Here is a 16,698-nt window from a genome sequence, read left to right on the forward strand (position 1 = left end):
GCGGGCAACCCGTGCGGTGTCAGGCGGGGTCGGTCCCGGTGCCTGGCAGGGGGACGCCGAACACGCGGCCTTCGAGACGGGCCACCCGGTCGGCCATGGCGACCCGGGTCTCGACCAGTTCGTCACGGACCGCGTCAACGCGGTCACCCAGACGCTTCTCCACGCCGCGGAGTTCGGCGCGCACGTCCGCAATCTGCTTCTCGAGCCTGGTCCGTCCTTCCACACCCTCCTTGCGCACGCCCGCGATGTCGCTCTTGAGTTCCGTGCGCAGCGTGCCGAGTTCGCCCTTGATTTCCGTGCGCAACTTGCCGATGTCGCCCTTCAATTCCGTGCGCTGGTTGCGCAGGAAGCGGCCGACCGCGAGAACGCTGCCGATCAGCGATGCGAACAGGACGATGTCAGCAATCAAATCCGTTCCCATGGTGTTACACAGACTCCCATGAAGGTTCGCGCACGAGCGGGGGCCGCGGCCCCCGCTCCTCGATCCACGCCGAACCTCCGGTCGCCAGTCAACGTGCCATCATCCCGGGAGTGCATCAACCTGCGGAGTCAGGCCCCTCTCGCCGCGCCTCGGCGGAACGGGGCGGTGTCTATTCCACCGCGACGGGGTGGGGAAGGACGAGGTTCAGGCGATAGCCTTTGGCGTTGAAGATGGCGCCCGCCGGCTGCCGGAGCCCCGTCTCGTCGGTGGCGCGGGTGCGGAGGACGGTCTGGGGGAAGGGGACCGGGTCGCGGTGGCGAGCTTCGACCCGCGAGCGAACCTCCAACGTGCCTCCCCGCCTATACCGCATCAACCGTCGGAAACACCGGTCCTGGGTTCGGGCGGGAAATGGTGGCCCCGGGCTCTCGCGGCTATCGTTTCGGCGTCGTCTTCCCCTGCACATCCGCGTTCGCGAACGAGGGAGGTCGCACGCACTTCATGCCCGGTGACATTCGAGACGCCCCGGCATACGGGGTCTCAGAGGCGGCCCGGTTCATCCGCATACCAAGGGCCACCCTGGCGTACTGGACTCGTGGCCGGCGACCGCTGATCGAACCTCCTCAGCCCGGAGGGCCGTTGTCCTTCAACAACCTCGTTGAGGCTCATGTGCTCCGCGCCCTGCGGAGCGTCCATGGCGCGAGAATGGGGAACGTGCGATCGGCGCTCTCGTATGCGGACGAACAGCTGGGGATCTCGCGCCTGCTGCTGCACGACGAACTCCTCACCAGCGGTGGCGACCTGTTCCTGCAGGAACTCGACCACCTCATTAACCCGTCGCGGTCGGGACAGCTCGCGCTTCGAAAGCTGCTGGAGGACTGCCTCAACCGCGTGGAGCGCGACGACCGGCGCCTCCCGTTCCGGCTTTATCCCGTTCTTCCGCGACAATCGGCGCACGCGCGGGCCATTTCCATCAACCCAAGGGTCTCGTTTGGCCGACCTGTGTTGGCTGGATCCGGCGTGTCCACTCGGGCCCTTGTAGACCGCATCGACGCCGGCGAAGACATCGCCGCCATAGCCCACGACTACGGTCTGGCCGAGAGCCAGATCCACGACGCCGTCCTCTACGAGGCGGCCGCCTAGACCGATTCCTACGCATGAATCCGGAACACCTGTTCCCGGTGATACTCCAGAAAGCTGGGATGGGGGCGGTGCGACGACATATCCGGCACCTTCAAGCGCCGGTCCTCGTTGATGATGCGGAGGAAGTGGCCGGGGATCGCTCCCTCCCTGAGCAGCAGCGTGTAGTCGTCGGTGATCGAGATGAGGCCGCGGTCGAACATCCAGTGCGCGGTTCCACACAGCGCCAGGCCGTTGCGCATGCTGTCGGGCCCGCTCTCGGAGACGGGTTTGATGTGGGCCGCCTGAACCTCCGGTCGCCCGCCGCCGTTGATGATCCGGAGTCCCGTGACCGCGCAGGTGTTTTCGTACGCCGTGCGGACGGCTGTCGAGAAGACCCGGTCCCGGAACGGTCGGCGCGAGATCTGCTCTACGATGCGGCGCTCCGTCTCCACGGGATCGCGCTCCATCATGCGCCATCGCGTCTCGGCAAAGTCGTGGAATCCCGCGTGGAGAATCAGGTGGTACTCGGCGTCGCGGATCGTCCGGACCGCGCGCCCGAACCGCCCCTTGTTCGGGGTGCCGTCCGCCTTCCGCAGGTTCCGCTCGTAGTAGAAGCTCCCCTCACGGAAGGGGACGGGCGTGTCGAACTCGAGGTAGTCCTTCACATATCCGTAGTAGTGACCGGCGAGGCGCGGATCCTCCTCGATGCTCGCGAGGCGGGCCGTGGCGAAATAGGACAGGCGTCCCCCGGAGCTGGACTCGATGGGCTGTGGAGCGCCGCGGTTCGTAATACACGATCCAGTCGCCCAGCGCGGCTTCAACCGCCCGTAGGTACGTCTTCGGGAAGTGGTACCGCTGCTCCGGCAGATCGTCGTAGGCGGGATTCACCTTGGTCGTGAAAACGGCCTTCGCCATGGCGCCTACCGGGTCAACTCGGTCATCCCCGAACGCCGCGGCGGGGTGCCGAGCGGAAGGGTGTCGATCTCCCCGTCCATGTATTCGAGACGCGTCGCGAGGCTGAGATCCTCCCACTCGATCCAGTGCCGCCGGCGAAAGGGCGGGGGCCAGCCGAGGGCTTCCTCGTGCAGGAACACGTAGCGCCCCTCCCCGTCCCGGCGGTAGAGCGCCAGCGTGTCCGGAAGGCCGGAGCACTCCCGGAATCCGCGCCAAAATTCTCCGGGCGCGTACGAGATGACCTCGTCGTCATCGATCCACGCGTACCGGACCTGGAATCGTCCGATGCCGCCGGCCTCGAAGCACCCGTCTGCCGACTCCGCGGCCACATGGCCGAGGGTTACGCCGCCGCAGGAAATCCGAATCCGTTCGGGGACCAGCCCGGACCCCGGCCACTCGCGCGGCGGCAGATCCTCGTCTCCGCAAACGAACACGATGTCATACCGGCTTTGGTCTCGCGCCCCGACGTTTCCCATTCCGCCTCCCGGCCTTCGGTCAAGCTCCTCGTTCGGCCTCGATGATTCCGGGCAGGACGAACCTCCCGTCCGTCCGGCACCAGAAGATGAGACAGCGGCAGCGGCCTCATCAACCCCGCGTCGGGAGCCCACCTGACGGTCGGTAGACGGGAAGACGTTGACCGCAGCTTAGAGTGGCGGGCTGCGGAAGACCTCACTGGAGTGCCAGTCCACGAATGGGCGCGCGGGTGCCCGCGACTCGGTGCGGGGACACCGAATCCGGCGGTCGGAGAACTCGATGAGCGACCCGGCGGCCTCGCCGCGCGACTCCCGCACGTCGTGAGAAACGAGCACGTTGAAGCCCGTCCCCCTGCGTTCCTCCAAGCCGAGCGCGCCGCGGTCGAAGGCCTCGTGATGTAGAAGGCAGAGGGCGAGGCCGTTCACCACTTCATCGGGACCGGCGTGGGAATGCCATTGGATGTGCGCGGCTTCCAAGCCGAGCGGCATTGCACCGAAGCGGATGTCGAGGTCGCACACCGCACAGCGCTCCATGTATTCGTCGAGCACTCTCCTGCGGAACAAGGGATCGCGACGCCGTCGGCGCGCCAGGTACGAATAGAAGCTCGGCGGGTCGACCTCCCGTTCCCGAAGCGTCGGGGTTGCAGAGGAATCTTCCGCCTCACTCGCCATCCGCTCTCCCCGGATGCCGGCCGCCTCGCGGATCTCCCGATGCAGGGATTCGGGAAAATGTCCGTGCAGGATCTCCTCCACGGCTCGCCATGCGAGACCGGGATCGACGCGAAGGAGGTCGTGCACTCGCTCCGGGAAGCCTCCCTCGACGCCCAGATCCCTCAACTGCCGAACATACAGGTCTCCGCTCGCGTTCTTCCGAAGCTCCGCATACCGAGGGATCTCCCAGAGTCCATCGGAAAGCAGCCAGCGGAACGGATACTGGGGACGAACGGCGCTCCTGGGTAACCCGAAGCGCCGCATCAGGTCACCGACGCGCCGATCCACCTCCGCGTACCTGACCAGACGGTCGCGGTCGCGCAGCACGCGGCCCAAGGCGAAGAGGAGGAGGAGCGGCTTGTGCGGCGCCCGCCTGCCCCGGCGCTGGTAGGTGTTGAGTTGCGCCAGGTGACGGAGGAACTCAGCGGGAGTCATTGATTCTGCGGATTCTCTCATCAGAGCGAAAGATGAGACTTCCACGATCACGTTCTCAACCCACGTCAGGCAACGGATCGCCGTGCAAGTGAATTTTGCATTGAAATTTGATCGGTCGTCGATCATATTTCAATGATGGAAATCATCCGAGAACACGATTTACGTCGCGTCCGCCTGTTGCTGGGAGAGTTTCCGGTCGTCGCGCTGCTGGGGGCGCGACAGGTGGGCAAGACCACGCTGGCCCGGCAGCTGGCGGCGGCGTACTCCGAGCCCGTGGCCTGGTTCGACCTCGAGGATCCCGCCGATCTTGCGCGGCTGGACGATCCCGGGCTGGAACTGCGGCCGCTCAAGGGTCTCGTGGTTCTGGACGAAATCCACCGCCTGCCCGACATCTTCCAGCTCCTGCGCGTCCTCGCGGACCGCCCCGGCCCGCAGGCCCGCTTCCTCGTACTGGGGAGCGCTTCGCCCGCACTCCTGCGTCAAACGTCGGAGTCGCTCGCCGGACGTGTCGCGTTCCACGAACTCGATGGCTTTGACCTCACCGATGTGGACGACCTGGAACGGCTCTGGCTGCGGGGTGGGTTCCCGCGCTCGTTCCTGGCGAGATCGGAAGCCGCGAGCCGCCGCTGGCGCGACGGGTTCATCCGCACGCTTCTGGCGAGGGACCTCCCGGAACTCGGGAGCACCATCCCGTCGGCGACGCTCCGCCGCTTCTGGGCGATGCTCGCGCATTGGCACGGACAGATCTGGAACGGCGCCGAGTTCGCACGCGCCTTCGGCGTCTCCCACGCGACGGTCCGGCGGTATCTCGACCTCCTGACCTCGGTCTTCGTGGTGCGGCAACTCCAGCCCTGGTTCGAGAACATCAGCAAACGACAGGTCAAGTCGCCCAAAGTCTACATCGGTGATTCGGGGGTCCTCCACGCTTTACTCGGTCTCTCCGGCCGGGCCGACGTCGTGTCACATCCAAAGGTCGGCGCTTCCTGGGAAGGGTTCGTCATCCAACAGGTAGTTCAGCTTCTGCGGGCACCCGCGGAGCAGTGCTTCCATTGGTCCACGCACACGGGCGCGGAACTCGATCTGCTCGTGATGGACGGAGCGAACCGCTACGGGTTCGAGGTCAAGCGAGCAGAGGCGCCCAAGCTCACCCGGTCGATGCGTTCGGCGCTCGAGACGCTGAACCTGGACCGTCTGGACGTGGTTCACGCCGGGACGGAGCGCTACCGGCTGGCCCCGAATGTGCGCGCGCTTCCCGCGGCGGAGCTTGCCGAAACACTGGACTCCCTTCCCGGCAGGTGACGAGAAGACCGATGGCTACAAGGACCCTCCAAGAGAGATGGACATCGAATGCTGCAACAGTTTGACGAGCGGAACCGCGATCTCATCGTCAACCTGAACGGGACCTTGGTCCACCGTGACGAGGCCGGCGTCAGCCCCTTCGACTCGGTGGTGCAGGGGGGCGATGCCGTCTGGGAAGGCCTGCGCCTGTACGACGGACGCATCTTCAAGCTGCGGGAACACCTGGCCCGGCTCCGGTCCTCCGCGCTGGCCCTCGCCTTCGCCGAGATCCCATCCGACAAGGAGATCACCCAAGAGATCCGCCGCACGCTCATCGCGAACCGCATGCGGGACGGCGTGCACATCCGGCTCACGCTGACGCGGGGGGTGAAGGTCACCAGCGGCATGGATCCACGCCTCAACCAGTCGGGCCCCACCCTCATCGTCCTCGCGGAGCACAAGGCGCCCGTGTACGACCGGTCGGGCCTGCGGCTGATCACGAGTTCTCTGCGCCGCTTCGGACCCGACACGCTGGACCCGAAGATCCATCACGCCAACCTCCTCCAGTCGATCCTGGCCAAGATCGAGGCGAACGCGGCCGGGGCCGACGACGCGCTGATGCTCGACCAGCGCGGATTCATCGCCGAGACGAACGCTACGAACCTCTTCTTCGTGCGCGCGGGCGTCGTGATGACGAGCCGGACCGTCGCCTGTCCCGAGGGGATCACCCGCGCCACGGTGCTCGAACTCTGCGCGGAGCACGACATCCCGAGCCGGGTGGACGATCTCTCCCTAACGGAGGCCTACCGCGCGGACGAGGCGTTCTGCACCGGTACGATGGGAGAACTGGCGAGCGTGACCGAGATCGATGGCCGGATCATCGGAGACGGAACACCGGGACCGCTGACGAAGAGACTCAGCGAGCTCTACAAGGATCTGACGGCGAGCGAAGGGTTCGCCTTGATCGGAGAAGAGCGGTAGGGGTCGGGATGTGCGTCGAATCCGGCCTGCAGAGTTGCTCCGCGGGCTATTATCGGGGGAGCGTCGGCGGGTCAGGCGGTCCGGCTGCGGAAGACCTCTTTGCGGTGCCAATCAACATATTCGGGTGCGGGTTGCAGAGTGCGCGTGCGGGGACGCCGAATCCGCTGGCCGGAGAAGTCGACGAGCGATCCGGTCGTCTCGCCCAGACCGAGCGCCCCGCGGTCAAGGGCCTTGTGATGTAGAAGGCAGAGGGCCAAGCCGTTCGCCACCTCGTCGGGACCCTCATGCGAATGCCACTGGATGTGTGCAGCTTCCACGCCGAGCAGTCGCTCTCCGAGCCGGATGTCGAGATCGCAGACCGAGCACCTTATGGCGGAACCATGGGTCGCGACGCCGGCGTCGCGTGAGGGACGAATAGAAGGTCGGCGGGCCGCTCTCCCGTTCGCGCACCGCCGGTTCCGCTGACGGGACTTCAGCATCCCACGCCGGCCCGTCTCCGGGAATGTCGGCCGCCTCGCGGATCTCCCGGTGAAGGGACTCGGGAAAATGTTCCCGCAGGATCTCGTCGACGGCTCGCCAGAGGTCTCCGCTCGCGTTCGTGGAGAGTTCCGAGAACCGGGGAATCTCCCACAGTTCATCGGTGAGCAGCCATCGAAACGGGAACACGGGATGCACAACCTTCCTGGGCGGCCCGAAGTCTCGCAGCAATTTGCGCAGGTGTGGCTCCACGTCCGCATAGGAAACGAGCCGTTCCCGGCCGTGCGCAACGCGTCCCAGGGCCACGAGGAGGAGGAAAGGTTTGTGGGGCGCCCGCTCGTCGCGACGCTTGTAGGTCCCGACCTTGCAAGTCGCTTGAGGAGGTCGTCAGGCGTCATCGCCCACAACCTCTCAAGTTCCCAGCGCCCGGCCGAGGCGGTCGAGCGCTTCCCGTGCCTCCCGAAGCGCGGTCTCGGCGAGAAGACGCCCGTGCACGGCGTCCAGCGCGCCCCCACCCTCAGAGGACACCGGCACCGGCTCGGCAGCGTACGCGGCGTCCGGGTCGCCCGTCTCCCGAACCATGGGGGGCTCGCCCTCCGGACCAACGAGCGTCAACGCCACGTGGCGGTGGCCGCGCTTCATGCGGTACGCGGCGAAGTGCCGCCGGTCCAGCGTGAACACCCGGTCAATCCCCGAAACGCTCCGCCACGGTGACGAGCGATGCGTCCGCGAGGTCCATCGGCGCGTCGGCGTACTGGAGCATGAGTTCGAAGCAGCGGCCGAGGTCCCGGTCCCCCAGCCGGGACACCGTGAGCGGCCCGTACCGCACCAACTCCATGAGCCCCGAGGCTTGCCGCGGACGTCGCGACAGAAAATGAAACGCCTCGGTGAGCACCGGAATCGTCGTCAAGGCTTCTTCCCTGAACTCAGCAAGAACTTGTTTCCATGCCGCGTGGTCGGAGTCGGACGGGTCGAAAGCGGCCACCAGCGGACCGGTGTCCACCACGATCACCGGGCGTGCCTGCTCTGGATCAGCTCGACCAGGGTTTCCCTGCGCCGGCGGGGCGGCAGAACGGCCTGCTCGTCTTCGTACTGCCGCACAATGCGCCGGAATCCTTCGCCGAACGTCTCGCCTTTCCTGGCCCCCAGCCGAATTCCGTTCACATCCGTGTTGTACGAGCGGAGCCCCCGTCTCAAGACCTCGGAGATCGATCCCCCCGTCTTCTGGCGGAGATCTTCGAGGATCGCCTCTTCCTCGTCGTCGAGTCGTACGGTGCGCAGGCCCATGATGTCTTGTCTCTCCTTGGCATTTCCCTACCTGCTGGTCGTCTTCACCGCGAACTGCCAAGGAATCCTCGGTAGTTCAACGGCCGTGCTTCCGGCGGATGGCCTCGACCACGGCTTCCTTGTGCCGTCGCCGCGGCATGGGGGCGGACTCGTCGTCGCGCGCCGCAACGGCGGGTTCCTCCTCGGGTTCGTCCTCGTACCGCTGCATGATGCGCCGATATGCTTCGCCGAGCGTCTCGCCCTTCCTGCCTCCCAGCCGGATCCCGTTCACCGTCGTGTCGTAGGAACGGAGCCCTCGCCTCAACACCTCGGAGATCGAGATGCCCGTCTTTTCCCGTAGATCCTGAAGGATCGCCTCTTCCTCGTCGCTGAGTCGCACCGTCCGCGTGCCCACCTCGTCCTGCTCCTTCCCGTAGCCCATCCAGTGTAGTACACGAGTAATACAACGTGCGGGCGGCGACAATCATGACGACGACGGGGGCCGGGCAACGATCGTTGCGCGCGCCTTGTTTCATAGAGGGACATGTAACTCGTACGTTTCCGATGACCGCTCGGGGAGACCGCCTCCGGAAGGGAAGGGCTGGCCAGCGCGTGTTCGAGTTTCTCTTCAAATATCGACCCGTCGTCTTCGAACGCGGCGATCTCTCGTTCGGGGCGCCCTGGTGGGCGGCTCTCCTCGCCCTCCTCGGGGTTGCGGCGATCGTCTGGTTCGCGCTCGAGTACCGGCGGGTCGGCCCCTCCGTGGCCCCGCGCGATCGGTGGGTCCTGATGGCGCTGCGAGCCGCGTCCCTCTGCGTGCTCGCGCTTCTCCTCATGCGGCCGGTGCTGCTCGTGTCGACCGTCGTCCCCCGGCGGAACTACGTCGCGGTGCTGCTCGACGACTCGCGCAGCATGCGGGTGGCCGATGAGGGCGGCGAGACGCGGGCGCAGCGGGTGCTCGGTCTCTTCGGCGGCCCTGATGGCGCAGTTGGCGCTGATGAGGAGGCCTCCACTCCCACGGACGACCCGGAGGCTCGGGAACCGGAGGTGGACGGTTCGGAGGCGGACCCGGCGGTCACGGCGCGCAGCGGAGATGGCGGGCTCCGGGAAGCGCTGGAGGAACGATTCCGCCTGCGGATGTACGGGTTCGATACCGACGCGGACCGGATCGACGACGCGGGGGAGATGGCGTTCACGGGCCCCCGGACCAACCTCGCGGCCGCGCTCACGCGGGTGCAGCAGGAGATGGCGGGGCTGCCGCTGTCGGGGGTCGTGGTGGTTTCCGATGGGGCGGACAACGATGACGACGCCACGCCTCCCCTCTCCGAGACCCTCCTGGCGGCGCGCGCGGCGGGGCTGCCGGTGTACACGATCGGCGTGGGTTCGGAGCGCATCGACCCGGATATCGAGGTGCGCAGGGTGGAGGTGCCCCGCACGGCGCTGGAAGGGACGACGATCGTCGCCGACGTCATCCTGTCTCACGCGGGACTCGCCGGGCGCACCGTGAGGCTCGACGTGGAGGACGAGGGACGGATCGTGGGCACGCGCGACATCACGCTCGGTCCGGACGGGGAGGAGCCGATCCAGGTCCAGTTCACGCTCGAGGACTCGGGGCCGCGCGCGATCCGGTTCTCCGTGGACCCGCAGGAGGGAGAGGCGCTCACCGGGAACAACGAGCGGCAGATCCTGGTGGAGGTGGGGGATACGCGGCGAAAGATCCTTTACTTCGAGGGATCTCCGCGTCCGGAGAACAAGTTTGTGCGCCGTGCCGTGGCCGACGACGAGAACCTGCAGGTGGTGACGCTGCTCAGGACCGCGGACGAGAAATACCTGCGGCTCGATGTGGACGGACCCGGCGAACTCGCGGGCGGCTTCCCGGACACGCGCGAGGAGTTGTACGAGTACGACGGGCTCGTCCTGGGCAGCGTGGAAGCGAGCTTCTTCACGCACGACCAGTTGCAGATGATGGCGGATTTCGTGGGACAGCGCGGGGGAGGGCTCCTCGTGCTGGGCGGAAGGCGGGCGCTGGGGGAGGGTGGCTACGCGGGCACGCCGCTGGCCGACGCGCTCCCCGTCGTCCTGACGTCGGCGGGAGAGCCGGATGTGCTCGAGGTGTTTGCCGAGCCCACGCCGCCGGGGCGGCGGCATGCGGCCATGCGGATCGCGACGACGGCCGATGCGTCGGCCGAGCGCTGGGGAGAACTCCCGCCCCTGACCTCCGTGAACCGGGTGTTCGAGACGAAGCCGGGGGCCGTCGAGCTCCTGAGCGGGGTTCCGATCGAGGGCGAACCGCGGGTCCTGCTGGCCCACCAGAGATACGGGCGCGGCACGTCGATCGCCTTCACGGCGCAGGACTCGTGGCTGTGGCAGATGCACGCGGACATCCCGCTGGAGGATGAGACGCACGAGACGCTGTGGCGGCAGCTGCTGCGCTGGCTCGTGCACGACACGCCGGGGCGCGCCCGTCTCGATCTCGGGGACGACGTCACGCCGATGGCGGAGCCGCTGCGGATTCGGGCCGATCTGGAGGACGAACGGTACCTGCGGGTCAACGGGGCGGATGTGGTCGCCACCGTGACGGGGCCGAGTGGGGTTCCGTCCGAAATCCGGCTCGACTGGACGGTCGAGAGGGACGGCGAGTACGAGGGACGATTCGTGCCCGAAGAGGCGGGGCTGCACCGAGTGGCAGTACGCGCCGCGATGGGGGACGAGGTCGTCGAGAGCGATGGCTTCTTCCGGGCGGGGACGCCCCGGATCGAACAGTTCGGCGCCGGGCGGCGCACGGAGCTTCTGCGCCGCATCGCCGACGAGACGGGAGGCCGCTTCTACACGGCGGACAACGCGGACCTCCTGGCCGAGGAGATCCGCTACACGGAGAGCGGCGACACCGTGTACGAAGAGCGTTCGCTGTGGGACATGCCGATCCTCTTCCTCCTCCTCGCCGGACTTCTCGGGGGCGAGTGGGCGTTCCGGCGGGCGAAGGATCTCGCGTGATCCGCCCGGGCCGCGGCGTGGCGCCCGGTGTGGTCCTCGCCCTGGCCGGCGCCGGGGCGCTGTCGTGGGCTCCGGTCGCCGTCGCGCAGAGCGCGGCCGCGCCGCCCCGGGCGCAGGTCCTCATCGTGAGCGGGCTCGGCGGCACCCCCGAGTACAGTGAGCTCTTCCGGGAACAGGCCGAGCGGCTGATCGAGGCCCTCCGCGAGCGGCTCGGCGTGAGCGACGAGTCTATCGTGTGGCTCGCGGAGGACGCGGCGATCTCGCCGCGCGCGTCCGGCCGGGCGACGGTGGAGGCCGTGGAGCGGGAGGTGCTCGCGATGGCCGCCCGGGCCGGGCCGGCCGACCCGGCCCTGATCCTGCTCCTCGGCCACGGCAGCGGCCGCGGCGATGATTCGCGCTTCAACCTGCCCGGACCCGACCTCACGGCCGAGGCCCTCTCCGTGTGGCTGACCGCGTTCACGACGCAGACCGTGGCGGTCGTGAACGCGGCCAGCGCGAGCGGCGGCTTCGTGCCGGCCGTCGCCGGCGAGCGCCGCATCGTGGTGACGGCGACCCGCTCGCCGCGCGAGCGCGAACGTACCCACTTCGGCAGGTTCTTCATCGACGCGTTCGCGCTCGACGAAGCCGACATCGACAAGGACGAGCGCGTCTCCCTGCTCGAGGCCTTCCACTACGCGACGGGTGAAGTGCGGCGCCACTACGAACGCGACGACCAGATGCTGACCGAGCACGCGCTGCTCGACGATGACGGCGATGGCGAGGGGGCGCTGGAGCCGTCGGCCGAGGGGCCGGACGGCCTCGTGGCCAACCGCTTCTTCCTCGCCGCGGCCCCCGCGGCCGTGGCGCAAGCCGCCGCCGATGACCCCGAGGTCGCCGCCCTCCTCGAGGAGAAACAGCGCATCGAAGACGCGATCGCCGCTCTGCGGGCGCGGCGCTCCGAACTCGGCGAGGACGAATACGACGACCAGCTGGAAGCACTGCTCCTCGATCTGGCGCGCATCAACCGGGCACTCCGCGACCCGGGAGGCGCCCCGTGCGGCTGACGCGCGGCGCCGTGCGCCGCCGCCTCGATTGGCGCGGGTTGTGGCTGTTCGCCGCGGCCGCGGCGGTCCCGATCCCGGTCTGCGCCCAGGAGGGCGGAGGCGCCGCCCGCGGCGCCGACCCGCTCGCCGCCGCCCTCGAAGCGCTCCAGACGGGGGAATACCGGCAGGCGGTCTCGGGCTACCGAACGCTCGCCCGCTCCGGCCGCGAGTTCCCGGCCTCCGCGCGCGGGTGGGCGCGGGCGCTCGCGGCGACCGGCGAGTACGAGTCCGCGCTCGAGGCCCTGGAGCGGGCGTCTGCCCGCGTCGCCGACCGAGCCGGCTCTGATGACGCCGATACGGAACTCGCGCGCACGCGTGGCGTTCTACTTCAGGCGCTCGGGCGTCTCGACGAAGCCGAGGCGAGCTTCCGCGGCACGATCGCAGGCCGGGCCAGCGACGCCCAGCTCGCGCGGCTCGATCTCGGCCGCCTCCTGTTCGACCGCGGCGCCCGCGAGGAAGCGCTCGTCCTCTTCGACAGCTTCATCGACTTCTACAACACCACGGCCGCCGACCGTCTCGACGCCGAGCACCTGCGAGCCGTCGGCACTGCCGTCAGCTATCTCGGAGCCCGCGACCCAGACCTGTTCCACGACGCTGTGCGCGCCTTCGAGGAGGCGATCGAGGCCGATCCCGGCGACCCCGAGCCGCGCATCGACCTCGGGCTCCTCTTCCTCGACAAGTACGACAGCTTCGAGGCCGGGCCGCTCATCGATGAGGCGCTGGCCCGGAACCCCGTCCACCCGCGGGCCCTCCTCGCGAAGGCGCGGAGGGCGAAGTTCGAGGGGTCTGCGGCAGCGCTCGAACTGGCCGAGGAGAGCCTCGAGACCAACCCGAGCCATACCGAGGCGAGAGTTCTCCTGGCACGTCTCTATCTGGAACTCGAGGACGTGGAGACAGCCGAAGCCGAGGCCCGGCGCGCGCTTGAGGTCAATCCCGTGTCGCTCGCCGCGTGGACCGAACTGGCGGCCGCGGCCCACCTCCGGGGCGATGCCGCCGCGTTCGAGGAGGCCCGGACCCGCGTGCTGGGGCTGGATCCGCGGCACGCCGACCTCTATGTCGCCTTGGCGCAGGTCGCGTACCGCACCCACCGCTACGCCGACGCCGTGGAGTTCGCACGCCAGGCCGTGTCTCTCGATCCCCTCTCCTGGTCCGGTCGCGCCGAACTCGGCCTCAACCAGCTCCGCGTGGGCGACATCGCCGGGGGACGCGCCACACTCGAGGCCTCCTTCGAGGGAGATCCGTTCAACGTCTGGGTGTTCAACACCCTCGATCTCCTCGAGGAACTGGCCGGCTTCGAGACGGCGGCGAGTCCGCGGTTCGTCTTCTCGCTCCACCCGGACGAGGCCGGTGTCCTGTCCGTGTACGCGACCGCCCTCGCCGAGGAGGCCTTCGATGCCATGCGGGCGCGGTACGGGTTCGAGCCGCCCACTCCCATCTCGGTGGAGGTCTACGACCGGCACGCGGACTTCTCGGTGAGGACGGTGGGACTCGCCGGCATCGGCGCGCTGGGCGTGAGCTTCGGCTCCGTCCTCGCCATGGATTCGCCCGGTGCGCGCACCGGCGGCGACTTCAACTGGGGCTCCACGCTGTGGCACGAGATCTCCCACGCGTTCACGCTCGGCTACACGGAACACCGCGTGCCCCGCTGGCTCTCCGAGGGACTGGCCGTCCTCGATGAGCGGCACGCGCGCGAGGCCTGGGGCTCGGACGTCGACCCCGGTTTCCTCGCCGCCTTCCGGGAGGAGCGCCTCCCCTCGCTCGAGCGCTTCAACTACGGCTTCGTGCGGCCCGCCTACCCGGGGCAGGTGCAGCACGCCTACTACATGGCCTCGCTCCTGTGCGAGATGCTGGAGACGACGCGCGGTTTCGAGGCCGTCCTCGCCATGCTCGCCGGCTACCGCGACGGGCTCGACACGCCCGAGGTGGTGGAGCGGGCGCTCGGGACCACGCTGGCCGACCTCGACCGCGAGTTGAAGGGCTACATCGAGACGCGTTTCGGTGCGGTCCTGGCGGCACTGGGCGGTCCCGCGGACGAGGAGGCCGGGAGCCCGGCGCCGCACACCTTCGCCGGGCTGATGATGGCCGCGGCGGAGGCCCTTCGCGCTGGCCGGCCGGAGGCCGCGATCGAGGCGCTGAGCGAGGCCCGGGTGCTGTTCCCGGAATACGCCGGCCCGGACGCCCCGACGCTGCTGCTGGGCAGCCTGCACCGCGAAGCCGGCGACCTCAACCGCGCGGCAGAGGCCTATCGCGCCTACACGGCGCTCAACGAGAAGCACTTCGACGCCCACCTCGCACTCGCGGATCTCGAGGAGGAACTCGGAAACGGGGCCGCCGCCCGCGAGGCGCTGGAGCGGGCGATCTGGATCGACCCCTTCCATGTCGACCTGCACACGCGGCTCGCCACGAGCTTCGAGGTCGCCGAGCGCTGGCCGGAGGCGGCGCGCGAGCGACGGGCGCTGCTCGCCCTGGCGCCGGCGGACCTTGCCGAGGCCCACTACCGGCTCGCCCTCGCCCTCCACCGCGGCGGCGACGCCAGAGGTGCGCGCCGCTCCGTCCTCGACGCGCTCGAGATCGCGCCCAACTTCAACGACGCGCTCGATCTCCTGCTCGAGATCCGCGGCAATCCCGGGGGGCGCCCATGAGGATGCGGCTTCGGCCACTCGCCGCCGCTTCGCTGGCCGCGCTGCTCACGACGACCGGCTTCTCCGACCTCGAGGGGCAGCGGCGGCGCGGGCGGGGGGGCGGGGGCGGGTTCGGGAACGACCTCGCCGCGTACCAGGAGTACAACACGCCCTACACGGGCAAGTTCACCTTCGTGCGTCTCTATTACCGGACGGGGGGCTGGGGCCGGAACCCCGGGTGGTCGCACGACTGGCCCGTGGCCGAGCGCAACTTCGGCGAGATCATGGACGCGCTCACGACCATCGGCCCGCGCCGGGGCGGCGGCAACGTCCTCGCCATGGACGACCCCGAACTGTTCAAGTTCCCCGTCGCGTACCTCTCGGAGCCCGGCGACTGGGGCATGACCGAGGCGGAGGCCGAAAACCTGAGCAACTATCTGCGCAAGGGCGGGTTCCTCATCATCGACGACATGGGCGGCTACCGGGATCTGAATTGGACGGAGCAGATGCTCGAAGTCCTGCTGCCGGGGCTCCAACTCGTGGAACTCGACGTGAGCCACCCGATCTTCGACTCGTTCTTTCACCTCGAGCAGAGCAATATCGAGATGCCGCACCCCTACTGGGGCGGGATCGCCAGCTACTGGGGGATCTTCGAGAACAACGATCCCGAAGGCCGGCTTATGGTCATCGTGAATCACGACAACGACATTGGCGACTACATGGAGTGGTCCGACCGGGGGTTCGTCCCGATCGCGCTATCCAACGAAGCGTACAAGCTGGGCGTCAACTATGTGGTGTACGCCCTCACACACTGAACTGGTCACTGAACTGGTGACAGAAGGAGCCGGCATGGAAGCCGACCCCCGCTGGATCGAGACCCCGGACGATGGTGAACTGGCCGACCGGCTGCGGCAGGGCGGCGAGGCCGTTCGCGCGGAGCTCAAGAAGGTCATCATCGGGCAGGACGACGTCGTCGAGCAGGTCCTGACCTCGCTCTTCGCCGGCGGCAACAGCCTGATCGTGGGCGTCCCCGGACTCGCGAAGACGCTGCTCATCCAGACGCTGTCCGAGGTGCTGGACCTGAGCTTCAACCGGATCCAGTTCACGCCCGACCTCATGCCGTCGGACATCACCGGGACCGACATCATCCAGGAGGACCCGGACACCGGACAGCGCAAACTCGTGTTCATGAAGGGGCCGCTGTTCGCCAACATCGTGCTGGCCGACGAGATCAACCGCACGCCGCCCAAGACGCAGTCCGCCCTCCTCGAGGCGATGGAGGAGAAGCAGGTGACGATCCAGGGCCGGACCTACGGCCTCTCCGCGCCCTTCTTCGTCCTCGCCACGCAGAACCCGATCGAGCTGGAGGGCACGTACCCGCTGCCCGAAGCCCAGCTCGACCGCTTCATGTTCCAGATCAACATCGACTATCTGCCGGAAGACGAAGAGCTGGAGGTGATCCAGCGCACGACGACGGTGGCGGGGGAGCCTCCGCAGGCGATCCTGTCGGCCGAGGCGATCGCCGGCTTCCAGCACCTGGTGCGGAAGGTGCCGATCTCGGAGTCCGTCGCGCGCTATGCGGTGCAATTGGCCCGTCGCACCCGCCCCGGCCGCGACGACGCCCCCGACTACGTGCGGCAGTACGTGGGGTACGGGGCCAGCGTGCGCGCCGCCCAGTACCTGGTGCTCGGGGGCAAGGCGCGGGCGCTGCTGCGGGGCGAGGTGAACGTGTCGTTCGATGACGTGCGCTCCCTCTGCGCGCCGGTGTTCCGCCACCGCATCCTGACGAACTTCCACGCCGAGTCCGAGCGCGTGACCACCGATGACCTCGTCAAGCAACTCCTGGACGACGTGAAGCCGCCGAAGTCGGGGATGTGAGCGGGAGC

At 68.4% G+C, this 16,698-nt stretch carries 19 protein-coding genes; 8 read left to right on the forward strand and 11 right to left on the reverse strand.

Translation table 11 applies throughout. The features are described 5' to 3' along the window. Positions 1-19: 19 nt before the first annotated feature. A complete protein-coding gene (locus ACN9M6_RS13900; protein WP_419163486.1) occupies positions 20-409 on the reverse strand; it encodes a hypothetical protein in 390 nt (129 codons plus the stop codon). 181 nt (positions 410-590) lie between these two features. Beyond that, the gene (locus tag ACN9M6_RS13905) at positions 591-767 is read right to left on the reverse strand and encodes a hypothetical protein (protein ID WP_419163487.1); all 177 of its coding nucleotides are present in this window, start codon (positions 765-767) and stop codon (positions 591-593) included. A gap of 290 nt (positions 768-1,057) precedes the next feature. Here ACN9M6_RS13905 and ACN9M6_RS13910 point away from each other — a divergent pair, with 290 nt between their 5' ends. Beyond that, entirely contained in the window at positions 1,058-1,561 is a 504-nt protein-coding gene (locus ACN9M6_RS13910; protein WP_419163488.1) for a DUF433 domain-containing protein, read from the forward strand. An 8-nt stretch (positions 1,562-1,569) separates the two neighbouring features. On the opposite strand, the gene ACN9M6_RS13915 is transcribed toward ACN9M6_RS13910, so the two are convergent. From ACN9M6_RS13915 to ACN9M6_RS13925, 3 genes are all read right to left on the reverse strand, one after another. Continuing rightward, on the reverse strand, positions 1,570-2,361 hold the full coding sequence (locus tag ACN9M6_RS13915; RefSeq protein WP_419163489.1) for an HNH endonuclease: 792 nt from the start codon (positions 2,359-2,361) through the stop codon (positions 1,570-1,572). A 99-nt stretch (positions 2,362-2,460) separates the two neighbouring features. Then, positions 2,461-2,970: a hypothetical protein gene (locus ACN9M6_RS13920; RefSeq protein WP_419163490.1), complete on the reverse strand. Its 510-nt coding sequence runs from the start codon at positions 2,968-2,970 to the stop codon at positions 2,461-2,463. 168 nt (positions 2,971-3,138) lie between these two features. After that, entirely contained in the window at positions 3,139-4,113 is a 975-nt protein-coding gene (locus ACN9M6_RS13925; protein WP_419163491.1) for a phosphorothioated DNA-binding restriction endonuclease, read from the reverse strand. Positions 4,114-4,248: 135 nt separating this feature from the next. Here ACN9M6_RS13925 and ACN9M6_RS13930 point away from each other — a divergent pair, with 135 nt between their 5' ends. Together ACN9M6_RS13930 and ACN9M6_RS13935 are read left to right on the forward strand one after the other, a co-directional pair. Further along, the gene (locus tag ACN9M6_RS13930; protein WP_419163762.1) at positions 4,249-5,412 is read left to right on the forward strand and encodes an ATP-binding protein; all 1,164 of its coding nucleotides are present in this window, start codon (positions 4,249-4,251) and stop codon (positions 5,410-5,412) included. 48 nt (positions 5,413-5,460) lie between these two features. After that, positions 5,461-6,372 carry an aminotransferase class IV gene (locus tag ACN9M6_RS13935; RefSeq protein WP_419163492.1) on the forward strand — a complete coding sequence of 304 codons (912 nt, stop codon included), beginning with the start codon at positions 5,461-5,463 and terminating at the stop codon, positions 6,370-6,372. A gap of 71 nt (positions 6,373-6,443) precedes the next feature. Here the strand turns inward: ACN9M6_RS13935 and ACN9M6_RS13940 are convergent, their stop codons facing one another. The 6 genes from ACN9M6_RS13940 to ACN9M6_RS13965 form a co-directional block, all read right to left on the reverse strand. Then, entirely contained in the window at positions 6,444-6,689 is a 246-nt protein-coding gene (locus ACN9M6_RS13940) for an HNH endonuclease (protein WP_419163493.1), read from the reverse strand. After that, positions 6,655-7,038 carry a hypothetical protein gene (locus ACN9M6_RS13945; protein WP_419163780.1) on the reverse strand — a complete coding sequence of 128 codons (384 nt, stop codon included), beginning with the start codon at positions 7,036-7,038 and terminating at the stop codon, positions 6,655-6,657. The genes ACN9M6_RS13940 and ACN9M6_RS13945 overlap by 35 nt, the downstream gene beginning before the upstream one ends. Positions 7,039-7,260: 222 nt before the next feature. Continuing rightward, complete coding sequence (locus tag ACN9M6_RS13950; RefSeq protein WP_419163494.1) at positions 7,261-7,530, reverse strand: hypothetical protein; 270 nt, start codon at positions 7,528-7,530, stop codon at positions 7,261-7,263. 4 nt (positions 7,531-7,534) lie between these two features. Continuing rightward, entirely contained in the window at positions 7,535-7,861 is a 327-nt protein-coding gene (locus tag ACN9M6_RS13955) for a type II toxin-antitoxin system VapC family toxin (RefSeq protein WP_419163495.1), read from the reverse strand. Further along, a complete protein-coding gene (locus ACN9M6_RS13960; RefSeq protein ID WP_419163496.1) occupies positions 7,858-8,136 on the reverse strand; it encodes a ribbon-helix-helix protein, CopG family in 279 nt (92 codons plus the stop codon). Before ACN9M6_RS13960 ends, ACN9M6_RS13955 begins: the two co-directional genes overlap by 4 nt. A 76-nt stretch (positions 8,137-8,212) precedes the next feature. Beyond that, the gene (locus tag ACN9M6_RS13965; protein WP_419163497.1) at positions 8,213-8,557 is read right to left on the reverse strand and encodes a ribbon-helix-helix protein, CopG family; all 345 of its coding nucleotides are present in this window, start codon (positions 8,555-8,557) and stop codon (positions 8,213-8,215) included. A gap of 122 nt (positions 8,558-8,679) precedes the next feature. Here ACN9M6_RS13965 and ACN9M6_RS13970 point away from each other — a divergent pair, with 122 nt between their 5' ends. Genes ACN9M6_RS13970 through ACN9M6_RS13990 form a run of 5 tightly spaced genes read left to right on the forward strand, consistent with a single transcriptional unit; the run spans position 8,680 to position 16,690 of the window. Next, the gene (locus tag ACN9M6_RS13970) at positions 8,680-11,109 is read left to right on the forward strand and encodes a glutamine amidotransferase (RefSeq protein WP_419163498.1); all 2,430 of its coding nucleotides are present in this window, start codon (positions 8,680-8,682) and stop codon (positions 11,107-11,109) included. Continuing rightward, positions 11,106-12,152, forward strand: a complete 1,047-nt coding sequence (locus tag ACN9M6_RS13975) for a hypothetical protein (RefSeq protein WP_419163499.1) — start codon at positions 11,106-11,108, stop codon at positions 12,150-12,152. Before ACN9M6_RS13970 ends, ACN9M6_RS13975 begins: the two co-directional genes overlap by 4 nt. Next, positions 12,143-14,833, forward strand: coding sequence for a tetratricopeptide repeat protein (locus tag ACN9M6_RS13980; protein WP_419163500.1), 2,691 nt, complete (start codon positions 12,143-12,145; stop codon positions 14,831-14,833). Before ACN9M6_RS13975 ends, ACN9M6_RS13980 begins: the two co-directional genes overlap by 10 nt. Beyond that, positions 14,830-15,627 (forward strand): DUF4159 domain-containing protein, encoded by a 798-nt coding sequence (locus ACN9M6_RS13985; RefSeq protein ID WP_419163501.1) that lies wholly within the window; start codon positions 14,830-14,832, stop codon positions 15,625-15,627. Before ACN9M6_RS13980 ends, ACN9M6_RS13985 begins: the two co-directional genes overlap by 4 nt. Positions 15,628-15,661: 34 nt before the next feature. Then, positions 15,662-16,690: an AAA family ATPase gene (locus ACN9M6_RS13990; protein ID WP_419163502.1), complete on the forward strand. Its 1,029-nt coding sequence runs from the start codon at positions 15,662-15,664 to the stop codon at positions 16,688-16,690. The last annotated feature ends 8 nt before the right edge of the window (positions 16,691-16,698 follow it).

This window comes from Candidatus Palauibacter sp., assembly GCF_965197445.1.
In the GTDB taxonomy this organism is placed as follows: domain Bacteria; phylum Gemmatimonadota; class Gemmatimonadetes; order Palauibacterales; family Palauibacteraceae; genus Palauibacter.